The organism is Streptomyces sp. Alt3 (assembly GCF_030719215.1).
Taxonomy (GTDB): Bacteria; Actinomycetota; Actinomycetes; order Streptomycetales; family Streptomycetaceae; genus Streptomyces; species Streptomyces glycanivorans.
In genome coordinates, this window is record NZ_CP120983.1 from 3,888,820 (window position 1) to 3,913,366 (window position 24,547).

20 protein-coding genes and 5 tRNA genes are annotated in these 24,547 nt (G+C 68.8%); 11 read left to right on the plus strand and 14 right to left on the minus strand.

Translation table 11 applies throughout. The features are described from left to right. The first annotated feature begins 64 nt into the window (after positions 1–64). Both P8A20_RS17015 and P8A20_RS17020 read left to right on the plus strand, forming a co-directional pair. On the plus strand, positions 65–661 hold the full coding sequence (locus tag P8A20_RS17015) for an RNA polymerase sigma factor (protein ID WP_306103793.1): 597 nt from the start codon (positions 65–67) through the stop codon (positions 659–661). After that, complete coding sequence (locus tag P8A20_RS17020) at positions 654–1,643, plus strand: hypothetical protein (protein WP_306103794.1); 990 nt, start codon at positions 654–656, stop codon at positions 1,641–1,643. Before P8A20_RS17015 ends, P8A20_RS17020 begins: the two co-directional genes overlap by 8 nt. Before the next feature lie 56 nt (positions 1,644–1,699). Here the strand turns inward: P8A20_RS17020 and P8A20_RS17025 are convergent, their stop codons facing one another. The 10 genes from P8A20_RS17025 to P8A20_RS17070 form a co-directional block, all read right to left on the minus strand. Next, positions 1,700–2,338 (minus strand): peptidase inhibitor family I36 protein, encoded by a 639-nt coding sequence (locus P8A20_RS17025; protein WP_306103795.1) that lies wholly within the window; start codon positions 2,336–2,338, stop codon positions 1,700–1,702. 90 nt (positions 2,339–2,428) lie between these two features. Next, entirely contained in the window at positions 2,429–3,094 is a 666-nt protein-coding gene (locus P8A20_RS17030; RefSeq protein WP_306103796.1) for a peptidase inhibitor family I36 protein, read from the minus strand. 630 nt (positions 3,095–3,724) lie between these two features. Further along, positions 3,725–3,798, minus strand: a tRNA-Lys gene (locus P8A20_RS17035). 92 nt (positions 3,799–3,890) lie between these two features. Further along, complete coding sequence (locus P8A20_RS17040) at positions 3,891–5,447, minus strand: amino acid permease (protein ID WP_306103797.1); 1,557 nt, start codon at positions 5,445–5,447, stop codon at positions 3,891–3,893. Between the two features lie 101 nt (positions 5,448–5,548). After that, a complete protein-coding gene (locus tag P8A20_RS17045; RefSeq protein WP_147958457.1) occupies positions 5,549–7,060 on the minus strand; it encodes an FG-GAP-like repeat-containing protein in 1,512 nt (503 codons plus the stop codon). Positions 7,061–7,349: 289 nt separating this feature from the next. Next, entirely contained in the window at positions 7,350–9,596 is a 2,247-nt protein-coding gene (locus tag P8A20_RS17050) for a DEAD/DEAH box helicase (protein ID WP_371606264.1), read from the minus strand. Between the two features lie 199 nt (positions 9,597–9,795). Beyond that, positions 9,796–10,353: a hypothetical protein gene (locus P8A20_RS17055; RefSeq protein ID WP_306103798.1), complete on the minus strand. Its 558-nt coding sequence runs from the start codon at positions 10,351–10,353 to the stop codon at positions 9,796–9,798. 136 nt (positions 10,354–10,489) lie between these two features. Beyond that, positions 10,490–10,858: a fluoride efflux transporter FluC gene (locus tag P8A20_RS17060; RefSeq protein WP_306103799.1), complete on the minus strand. Its 369-nt coding sequence runs from the start codon at positions 10,856–10,858 to the stop codon at positions 10,490–10,492. Next, entirely contained in the window at positions 10,855–11,352 is a 498-nt protein-coding gene (locus tag P8A20_RS17065; protein WP_371606265.1) for a fluoride efflux transporter FluC, read from the minus strand. Before P8A20_RS17065 ends, P8A20_RS17060 begins: the two co-directional genes overlap by 4 nt. Beyond that, positions 11,349–11,702: a metallopeptidase family protein gene (locus P8A20_RS17070; protein WP_015578045.1), complete on the minus strand. Its 354-nt coding sequence runs from the start codon at positions 11,700–11,702 to the stop codon at positions 11,349–11,351. Before P8A20_RS17070 ends, P8A20_RS17065 begins: the two co-directional genes overlap by 4 nt. 124 nt (positions 11,703–11,826) lie before the next feature. Here P8A20_RS17070 and P8A20_RS17075 point away from each other — a divergent pair, with 124 nt between their 5' ends. The 4 genes from P8A20_RS17075 (at position 11,827) to P8A20_RS17090 (ending at position 13,728) form a co-directional block, all read left to right on the plus strand. Continuing rightward, positions 11,827–13,362: a metallophosphoesterase family protein gene (locus P8A20_RS17075; RefSeq protein ID WP_306103800.1), complete on the plus strand. Its 1,536-nt coding sequence runs from the start codon at positions 11,827–11,829 to the stop codon at positions 13,360–13,362. A gap of 80 nt (positions 13,363–13,442) precedes the next feature. Beyond that, positions 13,443–13,515, plus strand: a tRNA-Glu gene (locus P8A20_RS17080). A 39-nt stretch (positions 13,516–13,554) separates the two neighbouring features. Continuing rightward, positions 13,555–13,629: transfer RNA gene (locus tag P8A20_RS17085), tRNA-Asp, on the plus strand. Between the two features lie 22 nt (positions 13,630–13,651). Then, positions 13,652–13,728: transfer RNA gene (locus P8A20_RS17090), tRNA-Phe, on the plus strand. A gap of 54 nt (positions 13,729–13,782) precedes the next feature. On the opposite strand, the gene P8A20_RS17095 is transcribed toward P8A20_RS17090, so the two are convergent. Further along, on the minus strand, positions 13,783–14,625 hold the full coding sequence (locus P8A20_RS17095) for a cytochrome c biogenesis CcdA family protein (protein WP_306103801.1): 843 nt from the start codon (positions 14,623–14,625) through the stop codon (positions 13,783–13,785). Further along, positions 14,622–15,431 carry a DsbA family protein gene (locus tag P8A20_RS17100; RefSeq protein ID WP_306103802.1) on the minus strand — a complete coding sequence of 270 codons (810 nt, stop codon included), beginning with the start codon at positions 15,429–15,431 and terminating at the stop codon, positions 14,622–14,624. The genes P8A20_RS17095 and P8A20_RS17100 overlap by 4 nt, the downstream gene beginning before the upstream one ends. 306 nt (positions 15,432–15,737) lie before the next feature. Here P8A20_RS17100 and hrpA point away from each other — a divergent pair, with 306 nt between their 5' ends. From hrpA to P8A20_RS17115, 3 genes are all read left to right on the plus strand, one after another. After that, positions 15,738–19,670, plus strand: a complete 3,933-nt coding sequence (gene hrpA / locus P8A20_RS17105) for an ATP-dependent RNA helicase HrpA (RefSeq protein WP_306103803.1) — start codon at positions 15,738–15,740, stop codon at positions 19,668–19,670. A gap of 116 nt (positions 19,671–19,786) precedes the next feature. Beyond that, positions 19,787–19,861 (plus strand) — tRNA-Asp (locus tag P8A20_RS17110). Between the two features lie 144 nt (positions 19,862–20,005). Continuing rightward, positions 20,006–20,377, plus strand: coding sequence for a DUF6274 family protein (locus P8A20_RS17115; protein WP_147958464.1), 372 nt, complete (start codon positions 20,006–20,008; stop codon positions 20,375–20,377). 565 nt (positions 20,378–20,942) lie between these two features. Here P8A20_RS17115 and bldC read toward each other — a convergent pair. Together bldC and P8A20_RS17125 are read right to left on the minus strand one after the other, a co-directional pair. Next, positions 20,943–21,149, minus strand: a complete 207-nt coding sequence (gene bldC, locus P8A20_RS17120) for a developmental transcriptional regulator BldC (RefSeq protein WP_003949541.1) — start codon at positions 21,147–21,149, stop codon at positions 20,943–20,945. A gap of 662 nt (positions 21,150–21,811) precedes the next feature. Next, positions 21,812–22,654: a DUF8083 family protein gene (locus P8A20_RS17125; protein ID WP_187282091.1), complete on the minus strand. Its 843-nt coding sequence runs from the start codon at positions 22,652–22,654 to the stop codon at positions 21,812–21,814. 177 nt (positions 22,655–22,831) lie between these two features. Here P8A20_RS17125 and P8A20_RS17130 point away from each other — a divergent pair, with 177 nt between their 5' ends. Then, positions 22,832–23,923 carry a Leu/Phe/Val dehydrogenase gene (locus P8A20_RS17130; RefSeq protein WP_147958466.1) on the plus strand — a complete coding sequence of 364 codons (1,092 nt, stop codon included), beginning with the start codon at positions 22,832–22,834 and terminating at the stop codon, positions 23,921–23,923. Positions 23,924–24,267: 344 nt separating this feature from the next. After that, positions 24,268–24,525: a DUF3073 domain-containing protein gene (locus tag P8A20_RS17135; protein ID WP_033296941.1), complete on the plus strand. Its 258-nt coding sequence runs from the start codon at positions 24,268–24,270 to the stop codon at positions 24,523–24,525. The last annotated feature ends 22 nt before the right edge of the window (positions 24,526–24,547 follow it).

A 24,547-nucleotide genomic window follows, 5' to 3' on the forward strand; every position in this document is an offset into this window, starting at 1 on the left:
TCCCTTCGTGATCAGGTGTAGCGCGTGGCAACTTCCTCCAGCTGCGATGTAAGAAGCGGTCGTGATGAGACATAAGCAAGGTGGAGGGGATGTGGACATCGCAGAAGATGAACAGCGCTTCACGGATCTGTACCGGGAGCACTACTCGGCAGTCGACGCGTTCGTGCGTCGGCGGGTCCGCGCAGATCAAGTGACGGACCTTGTGGCCGAGACCTTTCTCGTTGCATGGCGACGACTGGATGAGCTGCCTCGGTCAGCGGTCCTGCCTTGGCTGTATGGGGTCGCGAAGTACACCTTGGCCAACGCCTACCGGTCAGAAGAACGGCGCCTGCGTCTGGTCGAGTCGCTAGCCTCTCAGCCGCAGGCAGTGGTGGGCGACCACAGCGAGGAAGTAGTTCACCGAGCCAGCGTGGCGGCGGCCTTCGATGAACTCAGTGACGCAGACCAGGAGGTCCTGCGCCTCACGCTTTGGGAGGACTTGACAGCTTCACAAGCCGCCAAGGTTATGAGGTGCTCCGTGGCTACCTTCCAGGTTCGTCTGCACCGTGCACGGAAGAGACTGCGAGGGGCACTGGTACCTGTCTCAGCGGACAGAGGCCATGCGCAGTTCACGGGGTCACGGCAAACAAACGGAAGGAAACGAGGTGGCGGAGATGCGTGAGATCGATGAAATCCTCCGGTCTCTGGACCAAGCGCGCGACAAGACGAAGCAGCCGGACGAAGCGGTACTGCGGCGAGTCCTGTCCGCGCCGCGCCCCCAGAAACCACGCCGGCGCTCACAGGCGACGAAGCGGAAGTGGACTCTGATCTCGGCGGCCACAGTCGCAACTGCCATCGCATTCGGGCTCGTCGTAACCAACATGCTCGGTGTCACCCCGCAGCCGGCGTACGCGGTAACACCTGCACCCCTCGCCTACCAGGCGAGTGACCAGTCTCCCGCTGCGGTGCTGGAGGAGATCGCGCAGCAGGTAGAAGGGCTGCCCGCCGACACCAGTTCAGGCGAGACAGAGCGATTCGTGCAGGAAAGCTGGTCGCTATCAACAAGGATTGACGGAATTCAGGTAACTTCGGCCGTAATTCCGGAGCGTCGGACGACCGTCAAGTACAAGGATGGCTCCAAAAAGTGGACCGTCCTGACTCAGAAGCCACAGTTCCAATCAGCCAAACAACGTGATGCTTGGGATAAATCTGGTTCCATCGGAGAAGATCCCGAGGAGTACTCAGGTTCCTCCGGGCCTGCCGACATGTCCGATGCGAGGAATCACGAGTCGCCTGTCACGCCCGAAGGTATGCGTAGTTGGCTCACCTTGGGGTACGAGACCGCCGGAGCCGGAGAGACGTTCGATTCCATTTCCGAGCGCTCGCTGGACCGTTCCTTCTCACCCGAGCAGCGAGTGGCGCTCTTGCGTACCCTCAAGGACACACCCGGGATCACCTACCGAGGGCGTACAAAGGATCGTAGCGAGCGCACGGGGCAGGCATTTTCAGTCCAGTCCACCTATGGTGGACTTCCGACGAAGCACACACTAATTTTCAACGAATCCACCGGCGAGGTCCTCGCCTACGAAGAGGAACTGACCGGAGATCCGGGCGCACTGAAGGTCAGGACCCCAGCGGTAATTCTGTATGTGACATATCTCTGACGTGCTTGCCCAAAAAGTGGCCGACCCGGACACCTCCGACCGGATCGGCCACTTCCCTAGAAGTCGTAGGTCCAGAAACAATCCGCCTTATTGTCATCAGCGGCACCGACGTTAGAGGACCGACTGTGCTCTGCTTCAAGCCACAGGCGGATACCGCCGCCAACGGCCGAGCAACTCTGGTCACTTCCTGTCTTAGAGCGATTGCGTACGTCGATGGTCAGTCCGCCCTTGTTTGACCAGGATGACGTCTTGTTCTCGAACCCGTAGGCGGAGAAATATACCGGCGAATACGTATCTTTGCTCGCGTTCCATTGCAGGCGCCGGCCGCCGTAGTTCGTGTACTGGTAGAAGCAGTACCAGTCATTACCGAACGTCTCGGTCGGACAACTATCGGAAGCGGCTATGGACACGCCTGATTCAGGATCGACACCAGCGGGCTCTTCCTCCGTGGTGGAAAGCGGCAATCCAGCCACCTTCGCCTGCAACTTCTGCGCCGAGGCACTGCTTACCGGCGCCGCAGATTCACCCGGCAGGGGAAAGACCAAAATCGCCTCCCCACCATTCCACGCAATTTCGTTTCTGCTGATCTGAACACCACCCTCCGTCGTGGCAAGCACCTCATCAATCTCCTGCTGCAGCGCATCGGTCTCCGCTGCTCCCGCAGCCGAGATCGGCATAAGGCTGGCTGCCAGCATTCCAACAACTGCTATCGTCCGAAATCCGCGCACTCGCATAATTCCCCCTCCAGATAAGCACTGTAGAATTTTTCAGCCAATTTGACACATTCAGCTGGTCCAGAAGCAATCCGCCTTATTGTCGAGACTTGCCGATACCGATGATGCACGACTATGGGGAAGCTCCCTCCACAGCGCGATACCGTTACCTTCCCGGCAGCTGAGGTCATCCCCCGTCTTGGACCGATTCGCCACGGTGATGGTTTTGCCACCCTTGTTTGACCACGATGAAGTCTTATTCTCGAATCCGTAGTCAGAGAAATACACGGCGAAAGTGTGTGAATTGTTCCATTGCAGGCGCCGACCGCCGTAGTTCGTGTACTGGTAGAAGCAGTACCAGTCATTACCGAACGTCTCGGTCGGACAACTGTCGGAAGCAGCTATGGACACACCTGATTCAGGATCGACACCAGCGGGCTCTCCCTCCGTGGTGGAAAGCGGCAATCCAGCCACCTTCGCCTGCAACTTCTGCGCCGAGGCACTGCTTACCGGCGCCGCAGATTCACCCGGCAGGGGAAAGACCAAAATCGCCTCCCCACCATTCCACGCAATTTCGTTTCTGCTGATCTGAACGCCACCCTCCGTCGTGGCAAGCACCTCATCAATCTCCTGCTGCAGCACATCAGGCGCGTCGCCCTTCGCCTGCGCCTCTCCGATAGTTCCGAGAGCGAGTAGAACCGTGACTGCGACAGCTGTCGCCCGTGCGCTCCAGGACATGCACCCCTCCACAAATTGTCGAACCTTCGTTCGTTTCACGTGAACTGATCTTGCCTCACTATGCGGGGGCACCATGAAGGAACGCGATCAAACTTCACTACAAGACCACATTCGGAACCAATAGGTCCGCCCTACTGCGGCAGCAGCTCCGGGACCCAAAAGCCGCCTGCTTCGGTGTTGGCCGGGACGAGGAGCGTCCGCAGAAGGGCGGTCTGGTGTTGGCTTCATCCAGCGTGTCGGTGAGCTGGTGGCTGCGAGTGGCCTTGCGGTCGGGGCCGCGTGTGCCCCGCTTCTTGCTCTCGGCGCGCATCCGACCGGCTCCGAGGGCGACTTCGATACCAGGAGGCCCTGGGGCCTCTACTCTGGGAGAAACAGCGGGTGGAACGCTGGCATGCCACGGGTGGACTTCCCCCGCCGTCAATGGCCTGGACACCGATGCAGCTCAGGCAGAAGCCGCCGCCACTTTGGTGCCACGTGCCCGTAAGGCCCCCTCCATAGCACCCGCTGTCGGGCCGTCCGCTCACGCATCGCTCACGCAAGAGCCCCGGAACGACGAAGCGCCCCGACCGGATGAAGCCAGTCGAGGCGCTAAGTAGCAGGTCAGACGGGGTTTCCCCTCCCTGCACCAGGTAGGCCGTGTGGGACTCGAACCCACAACCAACGGATTAAAAGTCCGCTGCTCTGACCAATTGAGCTAACGGCCCCGGATCGATCACCCCCCGAGCATAGCCGCCCCGGGCCCGGCAGCCGATCGGGTATCGGTACCGGGCCCTGTCGTGGCCGGAGGCGGGGCCGTTCAGCCCGTGGATTCGTCCGTGATCGTGCGCTTGTGATCGGCCGCGGTCGGCCTGAGGAACCAGTGCCGGGCCGAGACCAGCCACCACACGGTGGCGAAGCCGAGCACCACCAGCACCGCCAGCGGGGCGTAGTTGAAGCTCTCCCAGGTGACCGGGGACACCTGGGGCAGCATGAAGAGCACCGTGATGACCCCGACCCAGGTCACCGCGACGATCCCGATGGGCCGGGACCAGCGGCCCAGGTGCCAGGGGCCCCGGACGAAGTCGTCACCGCGCAGCAGCCTGAGCAGCGTGGGGATGACGTAGGCGATGTAGAGACCGATGACCGCGATGGACGTCACGGCGGCGTACGCGGTGACGTTGATCAGGTACGGGAGGCCGAGGGCCAGGGCACCCAGAGCGGCCAGCCAGACCGCCGCGACAGGTGTTCTGGTGCGGGGGCTGACCGTGTGCCAGACGCGGGAGAAGGGCAGCGCCCCGTCGCGGGAGAAGGCGTAGATCATGCGGCTGTTGGCGGTCACGGAGGCCATCCCGCAGAAGAGCTGCGCCCCGATCACGACGAGCAGCAGGAGCTTGCCCGTGGTGGCGCCGAGCGCGTCCAACAGGATCTGCGCGGGAGGGGCTCCGGTCGGGGAGTTCAGGGCGCCGTCGTACGACTGGATGGCGTAGGTGAAGCCCAGCAGGAGCACGAACCCGGCGATCCAGGACGTCCAGATGGACTGCACGATGCCGCGCGGGCCCGCCACGGCCGCGTCGTGGGTCTCCTCCGTCATATGGGCGGAGGCGTCGTACCCGGTGAAGGTGTACTGCGCCATCAGCAGGCCGATCATCACGACGTAGAAGCCGCTGCCCCAGCCGGTGTTGTTGACGAACTCGGTGAAGACGTACGACGCCGACTGGTGCGAGTCCGGCACGAAGGTGAGCGCGCCCACGATGACGGCGACCCCGACCACGTGCCACCACACGCTGACGTTGTTGAGGAACGCGACGATGCCGACACCGAACGTGTTCAGCAGGCCGTGGAGGATCAGGATCGCCGCGAAGAGCAGGATCGTACGACCGGGGGTGACCTCGAAGCCGAACTGGAGGTTCAGGTAGGCCCCGAGGAAGGACGCGGCCCCGAAGTCGATGCCGGCGGTGACGGCGACCTGTCCGAGCACGTTGAACCAGCCGGCGAACCAGGCCCACGCGGCCGCCGAACGCGGCGGGGCGAGGCGGTGGGCCCAGAAGTACAGGCCGGCGGAGGTCGGATACGCCGAACAGATCTCCGCCATGGCGAGACCGACGAACAGTGTCATCAGCCCGACGCCGACCCAGCCCCAGGTGATGACGGCGGGCCCGCCGGTGTTCATGCCGAAGAGGTACAGCGTCAGGCAGCCGGAGAGCACCGAGATGATCGTGAAGGAGACCGCGTAGTTGGAGAAGGCGGACATCCGGCGCGCGAGCACCTGGGTGTAGCCGAGTTCGGCCAGCCGTTCCTCGTCGGAGAGGGCGGCCGAGGAGCGTGGGAGGGCGTCCGGTGGTGGCTCGGCGGACACCGCTTCGTCGTTTGTCATGTCCCCAGCGATGCCCTCGCCGGGGTCACGGCATGCGCCGACGGGCACGCGTAACACCGGCCGGGGCCGGTGTTACGCGTGCTTGGGACCGTTCTCCCCGGTCAGCTGATCCGGGCGTACTTCTTCCAGCTCGTCGACGCGAGCTTCCTCGGAGCCTTGAATCCGCCCTTGTGGTCGGCGTTGTAGAGGTAGACGGCCCCGGCAGGGGTGCGGGCCAGGATGTCCTGGCGTCCGTCGTGGTCCATGTCACCGCTCGCCACGATGGCGTTGAACTGGTTCCAGCCGCCGCTGATCCTCGTGCGGACCGGGTACGTCCTCTTCGTGGCGCCCGCGTACATCCACAGGACGCCCGCCTTGTCCCTGGCGACCAGGTCCGTGCGGCCGTCGCCGGTGAGGTCGCCCCGGCCCGTCAGCGCCGTGTACTGGTTCCAGCCGCCGCTGATCCGGGTACGCGCGGCGAGCTTGCCGTCACTCGTGCCACGGAAGAGCCACAGCACGCCCGCCTTGTCACGGCCGACGACATCGTTGCGTCCGTCGCCGGAGTAGTCGCGCACCGCGACCAGCTGGTTGTAGCTGTTCCAGCCGGTGCCCAGCTTCACCCGGTGCTTGAAGTCGGCCGGCTCCATCTCGGTGCTGGGCACCCGGTACAGGGTTCCGTCCGTCGTACGCGCCAGGAGATCACCGAAGCCGTCGCCGTTCATGTCCCCCGCCTGCAGGAACGAGGCATAGCCCCGGCCGCTGAACCAGCCGGTGCTGTCGGGCGCGCAGTACGCGAGCGTACGGTCCCCGAGCGTCGAGCAGACGTCGACCAGGTCGTTCGTCTCCGTGGCCAGCACGCTGCCGGTGGAGCGGTAGTCGCTGTCCGTGTCCCTGGTCCACTCGTCGATGAGCTGCCGGTAGGACTCGATACGGGTGTACAGCCGCGCCCCGCCCCGGACGCAGCCGGTCGCCCCCGTCGCCGACACGGCGATGAGCTTGCCGCCCGCCACCAGCGCCCCGCCCGCGTCGCCGAAGCACTGATCCTGGTCCGCCACCGCGGGGGCGCCCGGGGTGGGCACCGTGCACAGCGTCCCGGCCGGCAGGAAGCGGCCCAGCAGCAGGGCGCACTGCGCCGCGGACTTCACCGTGACCTGCTCGCTGTGGCGCACACGCGGCGCGTCCTCGACGTCGAGCCCGGCCCAGGAGTGGAAAGCCGCCTTCGCCCCGGAGGCCCAGAGCTTCGCGTCCGACGCCGAGGCCAGAGCAGGCTTCCCGCTGTCGGACGGGGTCCGGCGGGTGGTCACCGTGAGGGCCGCGCGGCGGCTCGACGCGTCGTACCGGGGATGACTGTGGTAGAGCGTCTGGTTGCCGCCCTCGCTGATGGTCCCGGTGGTCAGGTCGTAGACGTAGGTGAAGTCCGCCTCGTCCATCCCCGTCACACAGTCCGGGGTGGCGAGCGTCTTCGTCCTGGACAGCACGATGCCCGTGCAGGCCCGGTGGGCGCCGCTCGCCATGTCGTCGAAGTACAGCGGGATGACCCAGGAGGGTACGGCAGCCTGCGCGGCTGCGGGTGTGGTGGCCGGTGCCGCCTGCGCGCCGGGGACCACGCCCACGGTGACGGCGAGAACGGCCAAGGACAGCAGAGTGGTACGGCCACGTGCGGAACGAGGCAATGCGGGTCCCTCCCCAGGAGTCGAGAGGCCGGGGGAGACCGCGGCGCCCAGCGCCGTCGACTCGCGAAAGAGTGAACCAGCCCCCCTGGCGGTACCCCCTGTGCCTGCAGCGGATCGTACCGTCGGCCCCACCCGCCCCGGTAGCCGTTTCCGCCGCGTCCACAACAACTGAGGGGGCTGACGACGAAGGGCCCGTACGCCACCTGGTCGGTGGTGTACGGGCCCTTCGTCGTCAGTCGTTCAGCGACGGTCAGCCGTTGCGCTTCCAGCGCGGCTTGTCGTCACGGCGGCCGAAGGTGCCGGTGCCGGTACCCGTGCCGGTGCCACCGCGGTGGTCGTCACGACGGCCGGTCGGGCGGTCGCCGCCACCGGAGCGGAAGCCGCCCGAGGGACGGTCGTCGCGACGGTCACGGTTGAACGGGCGGTCGCTGCCGCCGGAGCGGAAGCCACCGGAGGGGCGGTCGTCACGGCGGTCACGGTTGAACGACGGGCGGTCGTTGTCACGACGCTCGAAGGAACGGCCCCCACGGTCGTCACGACGGTCACCGCCACCGGAGCGGAAGCCACCGGACGAACCACCGGAGGGGCGGTCGTCACGGCGGTCACGGTTGAACGACGGGCGGTCGTTGTCACGACGCTCGAAGGAACGGCCCCCACGGTCGCCGCCGCGGTCGTCACGACGGTCACCGCCACCGGAGCGGAAGCCGCCCGAGGGACGGTCGTTGCTGCCACGGAACGACGGACGGTCGTTGCTGCCGCGGTAGCCGTTGCCACCGGAGGGACGGCCGCTGCGCTCGCCGACGCGGTCGTTGCCCCCGCGGTATCCACCACGGTCACCACGGTCACCGCGGTCGTCACGACGGTCGTCACGACGGGCGTAGTTGCCCCGGTCGTCGCGACGGTCCTCGCGCGCGGCCGGCTGCTCGGGGACGGACGCCGCGACGAGTGCGGCCTCGGCCTCGGCGGCGACCTCTGCCACCGCCGCCTCCGGGTCGTCGCCCCGCTCGCGGGCGGCACGGGCGACCAGGCGGTCGGCCTCCTCGCGCAGCTCGACGGCACGACGCTGGACACGCTCCAGCTGCTTGGTGAGGTCGGCGGCCTCGCGCTCGGCCTGCTTGGCCGCGTTGTTCGCGGAGTCGGCCTGGACCTCGGTCAGCGAACGGGCACCCGTGATCTCGGCGACCTCGGGCTCGAAGACGCCCGCGCCCTGGACGATGTGGCGCGAGGCGTCGACGCCCGCGTCCTCCATGAGGCGGAAGATCTGGCGGCGCTGGTGCGGAAGCGCCAGCGAGACGACGACACCGGACTTGCCGGCACGCGCGGTGCGGCCCGAGCGGTGCAGGTAGTCCTTGTGGTCGCCGGCCGGGTCCACGTTCAGGACGAGGTCGATGCCGTCGACGTGGATGCCGCGGGCGGCGACGTCGGTGGCGACGAGGGCGTTGACGTAGCCCTTCTTGAAGTCTTCCAGGACGCGGGTACGGGCACCCTGCGTCATGCCGCCGTGCAGCGCGTCGGCCTTCACGCCGGACTCGATGAGCTGCTCGGCGATGCGGTCGGCGCCCAGCTGGGTGCGGACGAAGATGATCGTGCGGCCCTTGCGGGCGGCGATCGCGGCCGTGACCGGCGCCTTGTCCTTCGGCTTCACGACGAGGACGTGGTGCGACATGGTCGAGACGTTGCCCTGCGCGCTGTCGACCTCGTGGGTGACCGGGTTGCTCAGGTAGCGCTTGACGAGCGTGCCGATCTCGTTCTCCATCGTGGCGGAGAAGAGCATGCGCTGGCCGCCACCGGGGATCTGGTCGAGCAGCTCGGTGACCTCGGGCAGGAAGCCCAGGTCCGACATCTGGTCGGCCTCGTCGAGGACCGCGACCTGGACGTTCTCCAGGGAGCAGGCACCACGGTTGATGATGTCGCGCAGCCGGCCCGGGGTGGCGACGAGGACGTCGACACCGCGCTCCAGCGCGTAGATCTGGTTGCCCATCGACGTACCGCCGCAGACGACCTTCATCTTCAGGCCGAGCACGTCGCCGTAGGGCTGCAGCGCGTCCGCGACCTGCATGGCCAGCTCACGGGTCGGCGTGAGGATGATCGCGCGGGGCTTCTTCTTCTCGGTGTGACCGCCGGCCAGCGAGGCCAGGGTCGGCAGACCGAAGGAGAGCGTCTTGCCGGAGCCGGTGCGGCCACGGCCCAGGATGTCCTTGCCGGCCAGGGCGTCCGGGATGGTCGCGGCCTGGATCGGGAAGGGGGCCGTCACACCGTTCTGCGCGAGCTTGCGGACGATGCCCTCGGGCAGTCCGAGCGAGGCGAAGGTGACGCTCGGCTCGGCGTCCTCGGTGACCTCGTCGGAGGCGACCTCGTCGGAGGTGTCCGCGACGGGGGTGTCCGCGACAGGGGTCTCGTCGGCCTGGGCCACTACGGCTTCGGCGGCCTCGACGACCTCGATGTTCTCGACGTCGTTCTCGGACATGACGGTGTGGTCAGAACTGGAAATTGACATGCGAAATGCGAAACCTTCCGGAGTCTCGGCACGCGCCCGTAACTCCGTGTTTTCGCAATTTCGACCGCCTCAATGCGGTCCAGCCACGGCAAGGGAGAGTACGCGCCACACGGCGCTCTTCTGTGTCGGCGCCGGGCAATGGGATCAAACGATCTACTACCATACGCACCCTCCCCCACTTCGCGCAAACCGGCCCCCCTCACACCGGCGCGACCTGCGGTGATACCCGCGGAGTGGGCCACGTTCCGCCCCGCCCCGGCAGCCCCGTCGCATCCGTGCGGGACTGCGCCGCCGGCGAGGCCGAGGGCTGCTCCGGCGGCGGTGAGGGCTCCGGCTCGGGCGAGGCCGGGGGCTCCTCGGGGGTGACCGGTGGGGGCGGCGGCTCACCCGGCCCCGGGGCGCTGGGCTCCGGGGTGGGCAGGGGGCCGCCCCGGGAGGGCTCCGGGGTACCGGGGCCGGCGGGCACAGGCACGGCCTTCCCCGGCTCCGCGGACGGGATGCGGCCCGAGGCCTTGGCATCCGGCTTGCGCGCGGCTCCCCGGTCGGACTGCGCCTCGGCACGGCCACCGCCGGAGCCGGACCGGCCGGTGCCGGACACGGTGGCCTCGTCGGGCAGGGCGGACGCGCCCTTCCGGTCGGCGGAAAGCGAGGGGGTGGGCTTCCCGGCGTCGTCGCCGACGCTCACACAGCCTGTGGACGCGGCGATCGTCAGCGCGGTGACGGTTGCCCAGCGGACGCGGGCGGACAACTGGCGCACGGGATGGCACCTCCGGGGAGGAGAGGGACGGCGGGAACGGGAGAGCGATGTGTCCAACTCCCCCGCCCCCACCGGGGACACGCCCGGACACAACACCCGCACACGCCCCCGGCCGCCGGATCGCACCCCGGAACGCTCAGAAGCCCCCCGCCAGCTCCGCCCCGAGGAACACCGCCCCGAGCCCCACCAGCAGGGATGCCAGCACGTTCGCCCCGGCGAGGAAGCCCCGGCCCGCCTCGGCCAGGCGGAGGGTCTCGTACGAGAACGTCGAATACGTCGTCAGCGCGCCGCACAGGCCCGTCCCCAGCAACGCGTACACGGGAGTGGACACCGTGGCGCCGGTCAGCACACCGAGCAGCAGGCTGCCCGCCGCGTTCACCGTGAACGTCCCCCACGGGAACACGTACGGCAGCCCTGCGCCGTGCCGTGCCTGCACCGCACGGTCCGTCAGATAGCGCAGCGGCGCCCCGACGGCGCCCCCGAGGACGACCAGCAGCCAGTTCACGGCGCCGTCCCCCGCCCGTCCACGAGCGACCGGGTGAGCGCGGCCGCACCCCACACCGCGCCGAGCGCCGCCACGGCCGTGCCTGCCGCGTACCCCATGGCCGTGGCCGCTTCCTGACGGGCCAGCAGCTTCGACACGTCGGCGGCGTACGTCGAGAACGTGGTGAACCCGCCGAGCACCCCGACCCCGAGGAACGGCCGCACCAGCGGGTGCGTGACGGTGCCCCGCTCGGCGACCAGCACCATCAGCACACCGATCAGGGCGCAGCCCGTCACGTTGACGGCGAAGACCGCCCAGGGGAAGCCGCCCTCGGCCGCGGGCCAGGCGAGCGAGGCCGCGTACCGCGCCGTCGACCCCAGGGCACCGCCCGCGGCGATCACCGCGAGGACCCGCCACCGGCCGGGCCCCGCGGTCTCGGCGCGCTGCGCGGGTACGGACAGGTCGACGTCCGGGTCGACGGACGGCCGGTGGGGCGGCGGATCCTGGGTGCTCACCCGTACCCCAGCTCGTGCAGCCGCTCGTCGTCGATGCCGAAGTGGTGGGCGATCTCGTGGACCACGGTGATCTCGGTCTCGGCGACCACGTCCTCGCGGGTCTCGCACATCCGCAGCGTCGGCCCCCGGTAGATGGTGATCCGGTCCGGCAGCACCCCGGCGTACCACTCGCCGCGCTCGGTGAGCGGCGTTCCCTCGTAGAGGCCGAGGAGCTCCCGGTCCTCCGGGTCCTCCGGCTCCTCCTCCACGAACACCGCGACGTTGTCCATCAGCCGCATCAGCTCCGGCGGGACCCGGTCAAGAGCCAGGCTCACCAGCTCTTCGAACTCCTCGCGCGTCATCTCCAGCACACCGCCATTGTCACGTACGCGGGTCGAGGAGGGGCGGGCCGCACCCGCCCCGTGGGCCACCCGCCCGGCCCACACCTCCTGACCGCCCCGCATGTCCGCCGCCCGAACGGGGCATACGCGCCCAATGGCACGCCCGTTCCACGCCGCAGCCGTCCGTGTCCGCCGCCTCTTCCGCTCCCGCCCGCGCGCCGCCGCACCCGTCGGCGGTCCCACCCCCGCCCCGCACCCCTGGAAGCGCGCGCTCGGCCTGCTGGCCGTGGTCGTGCTGGGCGCCTGGCTGGGACTGCTGGTCGTCGGCAGTGTGCGTACGCCGGTGGGGCCCATGGACACCACCATGACCCTGCGGCCCTCGGTGAGCGGCGGAACCAAGATCAACGTGTCACCGCTCGGCGCCCTGGAACTGGACTCCCACCACGCCCCGGTCCGACTGGACGTGGACGTCGACCAGCTCGACCCGGAGCGTTCGCAGGCCCTGGTCAAGCACCCCGAACGCCTCTCAGGTCTCCAGGACGAGGTCACCGACGACGTCGCCTCCGGCACCCGCGAGCTGGCCGTCCGCTCCTGCGTGGCCGTGGTCTCCGGCGCCACCGCCCTCGGCCTCGTCGTCTACCGGCGCCCACGCCGCGCCCTGGCCGCCGGAGGTCTCGCGCTGGCCCTGCTGGCCGCCTCGGGGGTCAGCGCGTACGCCACCTGGAACCCGAAGTCCGTCCTGGAGCCGAAGTTCTCCGGGCTCCTGTCCAGCGCCCCCTCGGTCGTCGGCGACGCCCGGTCGATCGTCACCGAGTTCGACGTCTACCAGCAGGAACTCGCGCGCCTGGTCACCAACGTCACCAAGCTGTACGACGCCACGTCCACGCTGCCCGTGTACCAACCGGACCCCGCGACCATCCGAGTCCTGCACGTCTCCGACATCCATCTCAACCCGGCCGCCTGGCACATCATCGCCTCGCTCGTCGAGCAGTACGAGATCGACGTGATCATCGACTCCGGCGACACGATGGACCACGGCACGGCCGCCGAGAACGGCTTCCTGGACCCGGTCCGGAACCTCGGCGCGCCCTATGTCTGGGTCAGGGGCAACCACGACTCGAAGCAGACCCAGGCCCATCTGGAGAAGACGAAGAACGCGCACGTCCTGGACGAGGGCGACGCGGTGAGCGTGGCCGGGCTGCGGATCGCCGGGACCGGCGACCCCCAGTTCACCCCGGACCGCTCGCGCCCGACCGGCGGCAAGGCCTCCGAGCAGCTGGCCGGCATGCGCCTCGCCTCGGCCCTGCGCGACCAGAAGCGGGCGGGCACCCCGGTGGACATCGCCGTGGCGCACGACCCGAACGCGGCGCGGGAGACGGACGGGACGGTTCCGCTGGTCCTGGCCGGCCATGTGCACCACCGGGTGAACGAGCTGCTGCCGTTCGGTACGCGGCTGAAGGTCGAGGGCTCCACGGGCGGCGGCGGCCTGCGCGCCGTGCAGAACCAGAAACCGGAGAAGGTGCGCGCCTCGGTGCTCTACCTGGACCGCCCCACCCGGCATCTACAGGCCTGGGACGAGATCACCCTCGGCGGTCTCGGTCTCACGACGGCCGAGGTCAGCCGCCATCTCCCGGAGGAGAACCTGAAGAGTCCGTCCCCCTCCCCGAGCGTCCCGACCCCCTCCCCGTAAACCGTTTTGGCGATACCTCCCCGCATCCCATATGCTTCTCACGTCCCCGACGCGCTGGAAAGCGCGCAGGTGGGCCCTTAGCCCTCATCGTCTAGTGGCCCAGGACGCCGCCCTTTCAAGGCGGTAGCACGGGTTCGAATCCCGTTGGGGGCACGCTTTACCGTGTGCGAGACTTGTCTCGCACATTAGCTAGGTCCTGTGGAGCAGTTTGGAGTGCTCGCCACCCTGTCAAGGTGGAGGCCGCGGGTTCAAATCCCGTCAGGACCGCTGCAGCCCGTACGAGCTGCGTGGCTGGGTAGCTCAGTTGGTACGAGCGATCGCCTGAAAAGCGATAGGTCGCCGGTTCGATCCCGGCCCCAGCCACCACCCGAAGGCCCCGTCCCCAGGACGGGGCCTTCGTCGTTTCCGCCCCGGCCCGGTTCAGCCGGTTTCCGCCCGGCCGCCACGGCGTCGTCGCACCGTGTGCACGGTCAGTCCGAGCAGCACGGCTGCCACCACCGCTGCCAGCGCCGCCACGTCCGGTACCCGCTCACCGATCCGCCGGGCCCACTGCTCGACGGCGAACGACTCGTCCACGTCCAGGAGTCCGGGCAGCGCGGTCGTCCCGTCGTACACGAGGAACAGCGCCCCGAGTCCGATGAAGAAGAGGCCGGAGACCAGCGAGGTGCTGTGCGCCCTGAAGCGGCCGAGACGCAGCGGTCTGCCGCGGAGCCAGGCCCGGCGGCCGAGGTCGAAGCGTTCCCAGAGCAGGGCGAGCACGAACAGCGGGACGGCCATGCCCAGTGCGTAGACGGCGAGCAGCAGCCCGCCGTAGAGGGGGCTGCCGCTGACGGCCGCCACTGTGAGGACACTGCCGAGGATCGGGCCGGCGCAGAAGCCCGCCAGTCCGTAGACCGCGCCCAGGGCGTAGACGGAGAGGGCGGTCGTGGGCCGGATCCGGCCGCCGAGTGCCGCGATCCTCCGGGACGCGAAGCCCAGTCCGGCGATCTGGGCGAGCCCGAGCCCGATGATCAGCCAGCCCGCGCCGAGGACGAGCGCGTCCCGGTGCCCGTAGAAGAGCCGTCCTGCGTACGAACCCGCGGCACCGAGCGGGACGAGGGTGGTGGCGAGCCCGGCGTAGAAGACGGCCGTGCGCGCCAGGAGCCGTGAGGCGGAGCCGACGGAGTACGCGAAGAAGGCCGGGAGCAGCAGGGCGCTGCAGGGGCTGACCAGGGCCAGCAGACCGCCGAGCAGGGCGGCGAAGTAGCCGATGTCCGGGGTCACTTCGCCGGGTCCCCGGCGCTGCCCACATTCGCTTCCTCCGCCGCCGCGGCCTCGATGGCCTGGGTGAAGACGGCCGTGGGCTGGGCTCCGGCCAGGGGTCGGCCGTTGACGAGGAAGGACGGGGTGGACGTGGCGCCGATCCTGTACGCCTCCTGCCGGTCGACGCCGACCGCTTCGGTGGCCGCCGTGCTGTCGGCGTCGCGCGTGAAGCGGTCGAGGTCCTTCACGCCGGCCTGCCGGGCGAGGGCCCTCAGACGTTCCTTGCCGAAGCCCTTCGCCTTGGCGTCCTCGGCGTACGCGGCCCGGTGGAAGGCCCAGAAGCGGCCCTGCCGGCCCGCCGCCCAGGAGGCTCGGGCGGCGGCCTCGGACGCGTCGCCGAAGATCGGGAAGTTGCGCCACTCGATCCGCAGGGTGCCGTCGTCGACGTACCTCTCGATCAGTTCGGGTTCGGTGTCCCGGGCGAACTTCCCGCAGTAGCCGCACTGGAAGTCGGCGTACTCGATGAGGACGACGGGGGCGTCGGCGCGGCCCTGCGCCTGTTTGTCGCCCGCGTCGCGCCGGGCGAGTCCGGCCAGCTCCCGGTAGACGTCGGGATCCGGCTCGGTGGCCGTGGCCGCGGCCGGGGTGCCGGAGGCGGATCCGTCCGGGGCGGTCACCCGGTAGGAGACGAAGCCGAGGAGTCCGGCCGCGAGAACGACGACGAGGCCGAAGAGCACCGGCTTCTTCACGGAGCCGCCCTCCTTCGGAGCACCCTTCTTCGGGGACGGCTTCTTCGGGGCGGGCGAGGGGCGAGGGGGCGTGGGCATGCGGCGCTCCGTGCGGGTGGGGGGCGGTGAGCGGGGTCTGCGGGATCTGCACGGGGGGAGAGCGGCGCGCGGGAACCGCCTACGCTCTCGGCACCCGGCGGTCGACGGGTGCGGGTATGTCCCGGGACATGGGGCCGCCTTGCACGGGGAACGGATGATCAGCTGCCCGAAATGGTACTTTCTGTGACCGCTTGATCCCGTTCGGTGACCGACGTCGGCGGCGGGGTCCCCCGGAAGCGGTGTGACGGGGCCCGGACCGAAATACGTTCGCCACTCCTCACGCGCGGGTGAGATCCTGGTGTCCGTATGTCTACTTCCTTCGCCGATCTCCAGTCCCAGCTCGGGCAGCTCTCGCTCCGCGACGCGCACAGGCTCGGCCGCCGTCTCGAGGGTGCCCGGCGCATCCACAAGCCGGAGGCCCGCCAGTCCGTACTGGACGAGATCTCCGCCGAGGCCGGTAAGGCGTCCGAACGGCTCGCGGGCCGCGCCGCTCGGATGCCCGCGCTGTCGTACCCGGAGCAGCTGCCGGTCAGCCAGAAGAAGGACGAGATCCTGGAGGCGATACGCGACCACCAGGTCGTGATCGTCGCCGGGGAGACGGGCTCGGGCAAGACCACGCAGATCCCCAAGATCTGCATGGAGCTGGGACGTGGCGTCCGGGGCATGATCGGGCACACCCAGCCCCGCCGGATCGCGGCGCGCACGGTCGCCGAGCGGGTCGCGGACGAGCTGAAGACCCCGCTGGGCGAGGCGGTCGGCTGGAAGGTGCGCTTCACCGATCAGGTGAATCCGGACGCGACCTTCGTGAAGCTGATGACGGACGGCATCCTGCTCGCCGAGATCCAGACGGACCGCGAGCTCCTCGCCTACGACACGATCATCATCGACGAGGCCCACGAGCGGTCGCTGAACATCGACTTCCTGCTGGGCTACCTGGCCCGCCTGCTGCCCAAGCGCCCCGACCTGAAGGTCGTCATCACCTCGGCGACCATCGACCCGGAACGATTCGCCAAGCACTTCGGCGAGGCACCGATCGTGGAGGTCAGCGGCCGGACGTATCCGGTGGAGGTGCGCTACCGGCCCCTCCTCGAAGAGGACAGCGACGACTCCGACCGCGACCAGATCACCGCGATCTGCGACGCCGTGGACGAGCTCGGCCACGAGGCCCCCGGCGACGTCCTGGTCTTCCTCTCCGGCGAGCGCGAGATCCGCGACACCGCGGACGCCCTGAACAAGCGCAACCTCAGACACACCGAGGTGCTCCCCCTCTACGCACGCCTCTCGCACGCCGAGCAGCACCGCGTGTTCCAGCGCCACACGGGACGCAGGATCGTTCTGGCGACGAACGTCGCCGAGACCTCGCTGACCGTCCCCGGCATCAAGTACGTGATCGACCCGGGCAACGCCCGCATCTCCCGCTACAGCCACCGCACCAAGGTCCAGCGGCTGCCGATCGAGCGGATCTCGCAGGCCAGCGCCAACCAGCGCAAGGGCCGCTGCGGCCGTACGTCGGACGGCATCTGCATCCGGCTGTACTCCGAGGACGACTTCGTCACCCGGCCGGAGTTCACCGACCCGGAGATCCTGCGGACCAACCTGGCCTCCGTCATCCTCCAGATGACCGCGGCCGGCCTCGGCGACATCGAGAAGTTCCCCTTCATCGACCCGCCGGACCACAGGAACATCCGCGACGGCGTGCAGTTGCTCCAGGAGCTCGGCGCCCTGGACCCGGTGGAGAAGGATCCGAAGAAGCGCCTCACCCCGCTCGGCCGCAAGCTGTCCCAGCTGCCGGTCGACCCGCGTCTGGCGCGCATGGTCATCGAGGCCGACAAGAACGGCTGCGCCCGCGAGGTCATGGTCATCGCGGCGGCGCTCTCCATCCAGGACCCGCGTGAGCGTCCCTCCGAGAAGCAGACCCAGGCCGACCAGAACCACGCCCGCTTCAAGGACGAGACGTCCGACTTCCTGGCGTTCCTGAACCTGTGGCGCTACATCCGTGAGCAGCAGAAGGAGCGCGGCTCCTCCAGCTTCCGCCGGATGTGCAAGCAGGAGTACCTCAACTTCCTGCGGATCCGCGAGTGGCAGGACATCTACGCCCAGCTGCGCACGGTCGCCAAGCAGATGGGCATCACCGTCGAGGAGCCCAAGGATGACGAGGGCATCCCGGAGCAGGCGGTGCACACCTCGCTGCTGGCCGGTCTCCTGTCGCACATCGGGCTGAAGGACACCGAGAAGAACGAGTACGTGGGTGCCCGCAGCGCCAAGTTCGCGATCTTCCCGGGCTCCGCGCTGTTCAAGAAGCAGCCCCGCTTCGTGATGTCGGCCGAGCTGGTCGAGACGTCCCGGCTCTGGGCGCGCGTCAACGCGAAGGTCGAACCGGAGTGGATCGAGCCGCTCGCCCAGCACCTGCTGAAGCGCACCTACAGCGAACCTCACTGGGAGAAGGACCAGGCGGCGGTCATGGCGTACGAGCGGGTCACGCTCTACGGGGTACCGATCGTCGCCCAGCGCAAGATCAATTTCGGCCGTATCGACCAGGAGGCCTCGCGTGATCTGTTCATCCGCAACGCCCTGGTCGAGGGGGACTGGCGCACGCACCACCAGTTCTTCCATGACAACCGCAAACTGCTGGGCGAGGTCGAGGAGCTGGAGCACCGGGCCCGGCGCCGCGACATCCTCGTGGACGACGAGACGCTCTTCGACTTCTACGACCGGCGGATCCCGGAGCACATCGTCTCGGGGGCGCACTTCGACTCCTGGTGGAAGCACAAGCGCCGGGACGAACCGGACGCGCTCGACTTCGAGCGCTCGATGCTCATCAACGAGAAGGCCGGGGCCGTCACCAAGGACGACTACCCCGACTCCTGGCGACAGGGGAAGCTCAAATTCCGGGTGACCTACCAGTTCGAGCCTGGCGCGGACGCCGACGGCGTGACCGTTCACATCCCGCTCCAGGTCCTCAACCAGGTCACCTCCGAGGGCTTCGACTGGCAGATCCCGGGCCTGCGCGAAGAGGTGGTCACCGAGCTCATCCGCTCGCTGCCCAAGCCGATCCGCCGGCACTACGTCCCGGCCCCGAACTACGCGACGAAGTTCCTGGACCGTGCGGTCCCCCTCCAGGAGCCGCTTCCGCTGACGCTCGCCCGTGAGCTCCAGCGGATGGTCGGCGTCCCGGTCACGGCGGACGACTTCGACCTCTCCCGGATCCCGGACCACCTGAAGATCACCTTCCGGATCACCGACGAGCGGCGCCGCAAGGTCGCCGAGGACAAGGACCTGGAGGCGTTGAAGGTCCAGCTGCGCCCCAAGGCCCGCCAGGCCCTCTCCAAGGCCGCCGCGGCCACCGCGGGGCCCTCCGGGGAGTCCATCGAACGATCGGGCCTCACCGACTGGACGATCGGCACCCTGAACCGCGTCTTCGAGACCCGCCGCGCCGGCCAGCCGGTGAAGGCGTACCCGGCGCTCGTCGACCAGGGCGCGACCGTCGCCGTGCGGCTCTTCGACACGGAGGCCGAACAGCAGCAGGCGATGTGGCGCGGCACCCGCAGGCTGATCCTGCTGAACATCCCGGTGAATCCGGCCAAGTTCGCCTCGGACAAGCTCACCAACCAGCAGAAGCTGGCGCTGTCCCGCAATCCGCACGGCTCCATCCAGGCGCTGTTCGACGACTGCGCGACGGCGGCGGCCGACCGGCTGATCGCCGCGCACGGCGGCCCCGCCTGGGACGAGGCGTCGTTCCGGAAGCTGTACGACAAGGTGCGCGCCGACCTCGTGGACCTCACCGTCCGCACGATCGGGCAGGTGCAGCAGATCCTGGCGGCCTGGCAGGCCTGCGAACGCCGGCTGAAGTCGACGAACAGCCTGGTCCTGATCAACAACGTCACCGACGTACGGGATCACCTGGCCCGCCTCGTCCCGCCGGGGTTCGTCACCGCGACCGGGCTGCCCAGGCTGCCGGACCTGATGCGCTACCTGGTCGCCGAGGACCGCAGGCTCCAGCAGATGCCGACGAACGTCCAGCGCGACACCACGCGCATGGAGAAGGTCCACGAGATGCAGGACGAGTACGCCTGGCTGCTCGAACAGCTCCCGCAGGGGCGGCCCGTGCCCCAGGCGGTCCTGGACATCCGCTGGATGATCGAGGAGCTGCGCGTGAGCTACTTCGCGCACGCGCTGGGCACCTCGCAGCCCGTCTCGGACAAGCGGATCGTGAAGGCGATCGACGCGGCGGCACCGTGAACGGGCCCTCCATCGGGCCGTAGTGGCACCCGCACCCTGAGTGAGTTCGACCTGGCCCCGGGACCTCCTGTAGAGTCTGTCTTCGCAGCCAGCCGCAAGGCCGGAAGCGAAAACCTGGTCCTGTGGAGCAGTTTGGAGTGCTCGCCACCCTGTCAAGGTGGAGGCCGCGGGTTCAAATCCCGTCAGGACCGCAGTAGACGAAAGCCCGGATCCTCTGGATCCGGGCTTTCGCGCGTCTTGACTCCGTGCTCCCGGCGCGGGTAACTCCGTAAGAACGGAGTCCGCCCCTGTTTCCCCCGACGCGGGGCGGCCGGGTCCACCGGGAGGCCGCACGCATGTCCGCGTCCACGGAAAGGCACGAGACCCGCGCGCTGCTGCGCGCCCATCTGGCGGCCGCCTCGGGCTACCGCCACCTCACCCGCCACTGTCCGATCTGCCACCGCCTGCTGCGGCTCGCCATGGAGCCCCTGACGGCCCCACAGGAGCCGCACAGGACCCGGGAACCCGGCAACGCGACCGAGCGGCCACCGGCTCCGCACGCGGCCTCCGACAGCCCCACGGAGGCCGTCGGGGCACCACACCCCACGGCCCGGCCACGGGCGGCCGGCCCCGGGGGCGGCACGGACCCTCGCAACGACCCCGCCGGGGACGGACCCCGGGGGCATCCCGACGGTCACCCCGGGGACGAAAGTCCCCCCGCGACATGACCATCTGCCGCAGCCAACCACCCCCGGACAGTGGCAGGCTCGTAGTTGGCAAGACCACGCCGGTGTGACGGGAGTCACCGAACCAGTTTTTCGCGGGTGGTACTTTACGCACTTCCTACAACTGGCGAATTTAATATGTGCAATTGCACTGCCCCGGAAGTACATCCCGGACCGTTCCACCCGAGCCGGCCCACGACACCCGGGACCCGGGCGAACAGGCCCGAACAACCCCGCCCACAGTCGCACGCGGCCTCCTCGCAAACCGACCCGTCGGCAGGTTCGGGCGGCCACTCGAATCGCTCGGGTGTCTCCGGGCCCGCGCCGGGCACCGACGGGACGCCGTCCGTCCGCGCCGGACGCCGGCGGGAGCCGCCCGGAACACCTCACCGGACACAAAAAGATCGCGCTGGACCCGGCGGAGTCCAGCGCGATCGAACGACGTACCCGCATGTCACAGGCATGGAGCCCGTTGGGGCGGGCACCCGTCGCTTGGAGCTATGAGTGGGATCACCGGGGGTTGGGGGACCCTTCGGCGCCCTGTTGTGGCTGCGGCGACAGGGGTGTGTCAGGCCTCGCTGCGCTGCTGCGGGATACCCGCAAGCAGTGCGCGGACCTCTGCCTCGCGGTACCGGCGATGTCCACCGAGCGTGCGGATGGACGTGAGCTTGCCAGCCTTCGCCCAACGGGTGACCGTCTTCGGGTCCACGCGGAACATCGTGGCAACCTCAGCCGGGGTCAGCAGCGGCTCGGCATCAGGGGTGCGAGCGGTCATGAGCGGCCTCCTCGGGAGAACCGAACCATCTCGGTTCTTTCCTCTAAATTCTGCACCTTGACCCGCGTTGCCCGAAATGGCGGACGCGGGCCGAGTCGGTTATAGGACGAACGGCTTGTCCTCGGCACTACAACTACACCATCCGTCCAGCCGCGTCGGCCAAACCGATGGAATTGCCCTCCCAGGTGTTCATCAGCGACGGAAGCCGATGGACCATGCCATAGCGGACAGTCACGCCCCAGTAACGATCAGTCACAGGAGCGATCAGGAGTCGTCAGAAGTCGTCAGACCCCCCATAGCGTGCAATGCTGAGCATTCCGCCCATAGTTGGACGGACAGAGCCCTCCCCGGACTCCTTGTCCTATTTTGGCATGAGGAGTAGGGAAGGGCGCAAGGGCCCCGTTAGTGCTATCCGTCACGCTTGAGCCAAAGGCCCGGTTCGGGACGTAGGTCCCATGGCCCCACGAACGGATTCTCTCCCCGCCTGTCACACGCGTCACACCCAGCTCGGGTTCACGGCCCGTCAGTCGCCCTCAGGGCATCTCCGTTCACCTCCGCCGGACCTCCTCGGCGCCGCTGGATGTCGGACACCTCACAGGATGTCTCTTCCCTGCCGATAGCACCTCTATGCTCCGATGCGTCGCCATTGGCACCGCTTCGGGCTAGTTGGAGGATTGTAGGTCGCGCACCGCACGCCAGCGTTCGGCGAGACGCCCGTAGGCGACACCCGCCGCGTCGTTGTCCCCGGAACGCAGTGCCGCGATGCCCTCGGCCACATCCGCGGCCGACCGGTCACCGGCGAGCTTCTCGGCGCTCAGCGCGTGGACCAGACCGCCGTAGTCCAACTCGACCATGGCGCGCGGGTGGAACTCCTCCAGCCAGCGGCCCACCTCCACCAGCCCCTCGGTCAGCGGCCCTTCGTCGACGGTCTCCCGCAGGGTCCGCAGCGCTCTGGCCAGCCTGCGCCGTGCCTGCACCATCGGGGTCCGGTAGCGCAGCAGCCGGCCCTCCGCGCTGCCGTCGGTCACGCATTCCCGTTCCTCGTCGTCGAACAGGACGAACCAGCGCACCGGCACGTGCCACACCGTGGTCCGGATCCAGGGACGCGCGTCCGGGTTCCGCTCGGCCCACCGCTCGTAGTCCGCCGTCGCCTGACCCCGCACCACCGGGGGCAGCACCGCGTCCAGCACGGTGGCCGGAAACAGACCCCCCAGTTCGCTCATTGCGAGCCAGCCGCGCATCCGGGTCCTCCACGGGCAGACGCAGATCGCCCCGTCGACCACCGCGACGAAGGCGTCCCCGCTCTCGTGCACCGGCACCGCCACCGGAGGGGTGGGGACCAGGCCGGCCAGCGAACCGCGCAGTTCGTCCTGGGCCGTGGGGAGGTCCCCCCGCCGGGCGTAGCGCGTCCAGTGACCCCGCTCGGGTTCACCGAAGGCGGCGAGCGGCTCGTACACCCGCAGGTAGGACGCGTAAGGGACGAGCACCGAAGACACCACCGACATGCGGTAGATCGTGTCACGGCCGTACTCCACAGGGGGGTGATGCCGGGGAGGGGAACAGATCTACGCGTCACGAGGACTTACGCTCTTGCCCAGTCGACCGGCCGGGTGCCGGTCGGTCCGGGACCCTCCCCACCTTCAGGAGGGTCTTCCGCCGCTTCGTACTTGGGAGTCACCACAGTGACCGATGTGACCGGCGTACCCGTCGACGTGCTCCGCACCCTGTTCCACTCGGATCAGGGGGGCCACGAGCAGGTCGTGATCTGCCAGGACCGCGCCAGCGGTCTCAAGGCCGTCATCGCCATCCACTCCACCGCCCTGGGCCCGGCCCTCGGCGGGACCCGCTTCTACCCGTACGCCTCCGAGGAGGAGGCCGTCGCGGACGCGCTGAACCTGTCGCGCGGCATGTCGTACAAGAACGCCATGGCCGGTCTCGACCACGGTGGCGGCAAGGCCGTCGTCATCGGGGACCCCGCCCTGATCAAGTCCGAGGAACTGCTCCTGGCCTACGGTCGGTTCGTGGCCTCCCTCGGCGGACGCTACGTTACCGCCTGTGATGTCGGCACCTACGTCGCCGACATGGACGTCGTCGCCCGCGAGTGCCGCTGGACCACCGGCCGCTCCCCCGAGAACGGCGGCGCGGGCGACTCCTCCGTCCTCACCGCGTTCGGCGTCTTCCAGGGGATGCGGGCCTCCGCGCAGCACCTCTGGGGGGACCCGACACTGCGCGGCCGCAAGGTCGGCGTCGCGGGCGTGGGCAAGGTCGGTCACCACCTGGTCGAACACCTGCTGAGCGACGGTGCCGAGGTCGTCGTGACGGACGTGCGCGAGGAGTCCGTACGCCGGGTCACCGATCTGCACCCCGAGGTCTCCGTCGCCGTGGACACCGACGCGCTGATCCGCACCGAGGGGCTCGACATCTACGCCCCGTGCGCGCTCGGCGGCGCGCTGAACGACGAGACCGTGCCGGTGCTCACCGCCAAGGTGGTGTGCGGCGCGGCCAACAACCAGCTCGCCCACCCGGGCGTCGAGAAGGACCTTGCCGACCGATCGGTTCTGTACGCACCGGACTACGTGGTGAACGCCGGTGGCGTCATCCAGGTCGCCGACGAACTGAACGGTTTCGACTTCGACCGGTGCAAGGCGAAGGCCACGAAGATCTTCGACACCACGCTGGCCATATTCGCACGTGCGAAGGCGGATGGGATTCCGCCGGCCGCGGCGGCCGACCGGATCGCGGAGCAGCGGATGGCGGACGCCCGTCGCCCCTGACACGTCGTGGAGATGTCCGGCACCCGTCACCGAGCTGTACGCGAGGCCCGGCGGCGGGGCCCGGTCCGGGCGGGAGGACGGCCGGCGGCCCGCAGGGAGACAAGACTCACTCCGGTCGGCGGGTCGGCCGTCCACAAGAGGTTAAAATCAGGGTTGACCAGCGAGGACGGGCTCCTCTTCGGTCCTGCACGGCGGCACGTGATGCGGGCGGCGTACCGTATGGCCGAGGAAGCAGGTACCGTTAAAGCCACGGGCGCGGTCTCTCAGCCGAGAGTCCGTCCTGAAACATGAACGCGTGTCAAGACTCTGGGGCCGTCGAGCCCCGTCACCGAGGGGGTCGAGCCATGGGGCGCGGCCGGGCAAAGGCCAAGCAGACCAAGGTCGCCCGTCAGCTGAAGTACAGCAGCGGCGGGACTGATCTGTCGCGTCTGGCCAATGAGCTGGGCGCATCACCTTCGAGTCAACCACCGAACGCCGAACCGTTCGAGGACGACGACGAGGAAGATGACCCGTACGCACAGTACGCGGATCAGTACAACGACGACGAGGACGCGGACGAGGACGACCAGTCCGGTCCGTCGTCACAGCGCCGCGGCGCTTGACCTCGCGCTGACACATCAACCC

Excerpts from the sequence above, each read along its gene's own strand:
- P8A20_RS17015 (WP_306103793.1), top strand. The coding sequence starts at position 65 with ATGAGACATAAGCAAGGTGGAGGGGATGTGGACATCGCAGAAGATGAA.
- P8A20_RS17020 (WP_306103794.1), top strand. The coding sequence starts at position 654 with ATGCGTGAGATCGATGAAATCCTCCGGTCTCTGGACCAAGCGCGCGAC.
- P8A20_RS17025 (WP_306103795.1), bottom strand. The coding sequence starts at position 2,338 with ATGCTGGCAGCCAGCCTTATGCCGATCTCGGCTGCGGGAGCAGCGGAG.
- P8A20_RS17030 (WP_306103796.1), bottom strand. The coding sequence starts at position 3,094 with ATGTCCTGGAGCGCACGGGCGACAGCTGTCGCAGTCACGGTTCTACTC.
- P8A20_RS17040 (WP_306103797.1), bottom strand. The coding sequence starts at position 5,447 with ATGACAAACGACGAAGCGGTGTCCGCCGAGCCACCACCGGACGCCCTC.
- P8A20_RS17050 (WP_371606264.1), bottom strand. The coding sequence starts at position 9,596 with ATGTCAATTTCCAGTTCTGACCACACCGTCATGTCCGAGAACGACGTC.
- P8A20_RS17075 (WP_306103800.1), top strand. The coding sequence starts at position 11,827 with ATGGCACGCCCGTTCCACGCCGCAGCCGTCCGTGTCCGCCGCCTCTTC.
- P8A20_RS17100 (WP_306103802.1), bottom strand. The coding sequence starts at position 15,431 with ATGCCCACGCCCCCTCGCCCCTCGCCCGCCCCGAAGAAGCCGTCCCCG.
- hrpA (WP_306103803.1), top strand. The coding sequence starts at position 15,738 with ATGTCTACTTCCTTCGCCGATCTCCAGTCCCAGCTCGGGCAGCTCTCG.
- P8A20_RS17115 (WP_147958464.1), top strand. The coding sequence starts at position 20,006 with ATGTCCGCGTCCACGGAAAGGCACGAGACCCGCGCGCTGCTGCGCGCC.
- bldC (WP_003949541.1), bottom strand. The coding sequence starts at position 21,149 with ATGACCGCTCGCACCCCTGATGCCGAGCCGCTGCTGACCCCGGCTGAG.
- P8A20_RS17125 (WP_187282091.1), bottom strand. The coding sequence starts at position 22,654 with ATGTCGGTGGTGTCTTCGGTGCTCGTCCCTTACGCGTCCTACCTGCGG.
- P8A20_RS17135 (WP_033296941.1), top strand. The coding sequence starts at position 24,268 with ATGGGGCGCGGCCGGGCAAAGGCCAAGCAGACCAAGGTCGCCCGTCAG.